We start from the raw sequence: 4279 nt of genomic DNA, 5'->3' as shown, positions 1-4279 counted from the left end.
CGACCAGCACCGTGGCGCGCAGGACCTGGCAGGCCCTGGAGAGTCCGCTGGCGCCGAAGGTGCTCGTCCCCGGGGGTAAGCCGACCCGGGTGGAGGTGAACCTCACCACCCAGGTGATGGTCCTCTACGTCAACGGCGCGGTGCGGCTGATCAGCCACACCTCCTCGGGCAGTGGGATCGCCTACTGCGAGACGGCCACCTGGGAGGGCAAGACCCAGCGGTTCTGCGGCGACGCCCGCACGCCGACGGGCGACTACAAGACCACCTGGCGCAGGGACGGCTGGCACAAGTCCTACCTGGGCCAGCTCTACAACCCGATCTTCTTCAACGGGGGCATCGCCTTCCACGGCGCGCTGTCGGTGCCGCTGGCACCCGCCTCCCACGGCTGTGTCCGGCTGCCGATGCACGTGGCGGAGGTCCTTCCCGGCCTGCTCGGCACCGGGGTGCCGGTGCATGTCCGAGGCAGGTTCGCCCGGTAGCGCGGCGGAGCGGGCGAACCGGCGAGCGGAGGCCCCGGGAGACGGAGATCTCCCGGGGCCTCCGTCATGTCTGTCATATCAGAAGATCGAACTTTTGTTCGCCGTTTTACTTGACAGTATTAGTGGTCGAATTTATGTTCGATGTAATGACGCGGGGCTCGCAGCCCGTGTCCAGGGTGGCCGGCCGGGTCCACGTCGTCGGAGGAGACGATCGGGCCCAGGTCAGGGCGGGCGGGGAGAGGGGAAGCTCCTCGTCCGGCCGCCCGGTGGATTTGTCGGTGGGGTCTGCGAATGTTGACACCGCCGGTGAAAACGCCGGGAGCCGCTTGCGACCAAGGAGGCTGACGCACATGACCCCTCGGCTCGGCGATTCCGGTGGGCCCCGACTGTCCCCCACGGTGCGGGCGCACCTCACAGACGCGCGTGACTGTCTCGAAGAGGCCGCCGCCGCCCGGACCTCCGCCGCTCGTTACGTCGCGGCCCACCTCGCGGCGCTCAGGGCGGCCGCCGCCGTCCTGGCCGCGCGCCCCCGTCCCATGCAGGGCCGCAGGCGCAGGCTGCGCAGTGCCTGGGAGTTGCTCCCCGAGGCCGAGCCCCGGCTGGCCGAGTGGGCGCCCTACTTCGAGACGAGCGCGGCCAAGCGGGCCGCCGCCGAGGCGGGGCTGACCCGCACGGTGTCGTCGCGAGACGCCGAGGAGCTCATCTCCGAGGCGGAGCGCTTCGTCATCGAGGTCGAGAACCTGCTCGGGATGCCGGCGCAACCCGTGCTCCCGGGCCACGTCCCGCTGGCGGGTTAGGCCCCCTCCGGCGGATCTCGCCGTGGCGAGGTTGGTCAGGAGGTTGGTCGGACGGTTGGTCCAGACGGTTGGTCAGACGGTGTCGCGAGGCCGGAGGAGGGCGTCGCGGCTTGCCTTGACGACCGGCGGCGGTGACCGGCGACGACGCGGCGGGCAGGACCCGAGGCGGTCTACGCCGCGGAGGAGTTCTCCTGGACGGCGCGGTGGCGCAGCAGGAGCATGGCGGCGTCGTCGCCCAGCGGTCTGCCCACGTGGTGGAGCAGGTCCGCGCGCAGAGCGTCCAGCGACCCCTGAGGGTCGTCCTCACCGTCCAGCAGGTGCGCCCGCTCCGGTAGCGGGTAGAACTCGCCGAACCCGTTGCGCGCCTCGATGACCCCGTCGGTGTAGAAGAGGACCTGGTCCCCCGGCTCGAAAGGGATGTGGTGCGGCTGCGGCTTGCTGGCCTGTAGTGCGCTCATGCCCAGCGGCAGGGCCTCGTCCGGCGGGTCGGCGAACCAGATCGTGCCCTCGGCGTCCAGCACCATGGGCGGGGGGTGGCCGCAGTTGATGACGGCGATGGTGGAACCGCCGCGGATCTCGGCCAGTACGGCGGTCACGAACTGCTCGCCGGACAACTCGCGGGTCAGTGCCTTCTCCAGCCGTGCCACGACGCCCTGGAGCTTCTTCTCGTCGTGGGCCGCCTCGCGGAAGGCGCCGAGCACCACGGCCGCGGTCTCCACGGCCTCCAGGCCCTTGCCCTGCACGTCTCCCACGATGATCCGGACCCCGTGCGGGGTGGTGACGACCTCGTACAGGTCACCGCCGATTCTGGCCTCGGCCGTGGCGGAGGTGTACGAGACGGCCACGCCTATGCCGGGACCGGCGCGGCGGGGCACAGGGCGCAGCAGCACCCGCTGGGCGGCCTCGGCCACCGAGCGCACGTCGGCGAGCTGGCGCTCGTGGCGCAGCCGCCCGGCGCTGGCCAGCACGCTGGCCACGGTGACGCCGAGGATGGCGAACATGGTGATGTTGGTACGCGGCGTCCAGAGGATGTCGTTGTAGAGGCCGAGCGCGACGCACAGCATCAGGGCGACGACGCCGATCACGGTGGTGCGGGCCAGGCCGCAGGCCACACTGGCGAAGGCCGGGCCGAGGGCGAGCAGCGGGAGGAGGCCGGACGTGGGGCCCGAGCCGAAGTCGATCACGGCCACCACGGCCATGACGACGAACGGCAGCAGCTTCAGGGTGTCCTGGGTCCTGGTGGTGCCGATCGATGCCAGCAACCGCAGGAAGGTGCGCGTCCTGGTCGATCCCAGCGACACCATGACCGAGTGGAGACGGCTTTTTGAGCGCGGTCGAGAGTGATCGAGCCGATCATCTCCCGAAGTCATGTCCACCGTGTCTCGCCAATCGAATGTTTGCCTTTTCCTACCACAGTGGCCGTGGGCCGGGGCGGAATGAAGCTAACGTTCTGCTGAGAGCAAGATTTTTAGAGCGGGGTGGGCACGCCGGTTCCGGCGCACCCACGACCGGTCAGACGGTCAGAAGGACTCGACGGCGCGGCGCGCCTCGGGGTCCAGGACGCCCCAGCCGATGAGCTCCTCGGTGAGCTCGCTGGGGGACTTGTCGTAGATCACGGCAAGGGAGCGGAGGTCCTCCTGGCGGATGGACAGCACCTTGCCGTTGTAGTCGCCACGCTGGCTCTGGATGGTGGCCGCGTAGCGGGCAAGCGCGCCGGCCTTCTCCTTGGGGAGCTGGGCAAGGCGCTCAAGGTCGATCACAAGTTTCGGTGTCGGGCCCAGAGGACTGGGAGCAGCCCCTCCGGGCAGCAACTCCGAGACCGGCACCCCGTAGAAATCAGCCAGCTCGGCAAGCTTCTGCACGGTGACGGCACGGTCGCCACGCTCATAGGAGCCCACGACGACCGCCTTCCAGCGCCCGCGGGACTTCTCTTCGACTCCGTGCAGGGACAGGCCCTGCTGGGTGCGAATGGCGCGGAGTCGTGCACCCAGCGACTTGGCGTACTCAGACGGCATGGTGTGGCCCCCCGGCTCGTATGTACTGCTCTCAACTTGATTGTGCTACCTCGCAACTTATGCCCCGGTCACCGGGTTGGCGCCCGGGGTAGGCGTCTTCGGTGACCGGTGCGTCAGGGTTCACCCGATAACGCCACGAGGTGTGGTTACGGACAGTGACGGTAAAGCTGTGGGCGCCTAAGGTCAAGCTGATTGGAAAAAAGATGTCGAATCCGGTCCGATGTGGTCCGCCTCAAACGCGGTAGTTGTCCTACCGCGCATCGCGAAACCTCTAGTTTTTACGGGATTTTCGCCGGATGCCGGCTTCTTCTGGGGGATTCGGGGCAACATCATCTTTGGGTGCGGCGACCAGACTATGATCTTCGACAAGGTGGCCGGGAGGAATACCCGGTGCGACGGTCCCGTCCGGCCGGAGGCGTGGATCGGCGTTTCGTGGCGGCGATCCGCCCGGCTCCCGGAAGGGCTCAGCCGCCGTCGCGTTCCAGCGGGCAGCTCATGCAGCGCGGGCCGCCCCGGCCCCTGCCGAGTTCGCTGCCCCGGATCGTGATGACCTCGATCCCGTTGCGGCGCAGGTGGTTGTTGGTGGTGGTGTTGCGCTCGTAGGCCACGACCACGCCGGGTCGCAGGGCCAGCACGTTGCAGCCGTCGTCCCACTGCTCCCGTTCGGAGGCGTACACGTCCTGTGTCGCGCTGAGGACCTTGATGTCGTCCAGGCCGATCGCCCGCGAGATGGCTCTGTGCATGTCCTCGGGGGGATGGTCGGTGATCTTGAGTTCCTTCTCGTTGTCGCCGGGCTCGACGGTGTAGGAGGGCAACATGCCCAGTCCCGCGAACTTGGTGAACACCCCGACGTCCACATTGGTCATGACCGTGTCCAGATGCATGAAGGCCCGTGCCTTCGGCAGGACTCCGACCTGGATCCCTGGGCGGCGATGAACGCCGATCCCGAGGTCCGGGAACACTTCCCGGACCTGCTGACACGTGAGCA

At 68.5% G+C, this 4279-nt stretch carries 4 protein-coding genes and 1 pseudogene; 2 read left to right on the top strand and 3 right to left on the bottom strand.

Annotation, left to right across the window (positions count from 1 at the left end; genetic code table 11):
* On the top strand, positions 1-479 hold a 479-nt coding region (locus ABZ260_RS47655; protein WP_355631640.1), incomplete at its 5' end, for a L,D-transpeptidase.
* Positions 480-829: 350 nt separating this feature from the next.
* Complete coding sequence (locus ABZ260_RS47650) at positions 830-1276, top strand: SAV_6107 family HEPN domain-containing protein (protein ID WP_355631637.1); 447 nt, start codon at positions 830-832, stop codon at positions 1274-1276.
* A 170-nt stretch (positions 1277-1446) separates the two neighbouring features.
* Here the strand turns inward: ABZ260_RS47650 and ABZ260_RS47645 are convergent, their stop codons facing one another.
* The 3 genes and pseudogenes from ABZ260_RS47645 to ABZ260_RS47635 form a co-directional block, all read right to left on the bottom strand.
* Entirely contained in the window at positions 1447-2580 is a 1134-nt protein-coding gene (locus ABZ260_RS47645) for a PP2C family protein-serine/threonine phosphatase (protein WP_355549785.1), read from the bottom strand.
* 216 nt (positions 2581-2796) lie between these two features.
* Complete coding sequence (locus tag ABZ260_RS47640; RefSeq protein WP_030910010.1) at positions 2797-3291, bottom strand: transcriptional regulator; 495 nt, start codon at positions 3289-3291, stop codon at positions 2797-2799.
* 464 nt (positions 3292-3755) lie between these two features.
* Positions 3756-4196, bottom strand: a pseudogene (locus tag ABZ260_RS47635) (arginine deiminase family protein); the annotation flags it as partial.
* Positions 4197-4279: the final 83 nt, after the last annotated feature.

The sequence above is a fragment of the Streptosporangium sp. NPDC006013 genome (assembly GCF_040614275.1).
GTDB lineage: Bacteria > Actinomycetota > Actinomycetes > Streptosporangiales > Streptosporangiaceae > Streptosporangium.
This window is presented reverse-complemented; position numbering and strand designations above follow the sequence as displayed.

Bases quoted from the DNA above. Each gene is read 5' to 3' on its own strand.
- ABZ260_RS47645 (WP_355549785.1), bottom strand. From the start codon at position 2,580: ATGGTGTCGCTGGGATCGACCAGGACGCGCACCTTCCTGCGGTTGCTG.
- ABZ260_RS47640 (WP_030910010.1), bottom strand. From the start codon at position 3,291: ATGCCGTCTGAGTACGCCAAGTCGCTGGGTGCACGACTCCGCGCCATT.
- ABZ260_RS47650 (WP_355631637.1), top strand. From the start codon at position 830: ATGACCCCTCGGCTCGGCGATTCCGGTGGGCCCCGACTGTCCCCCACG.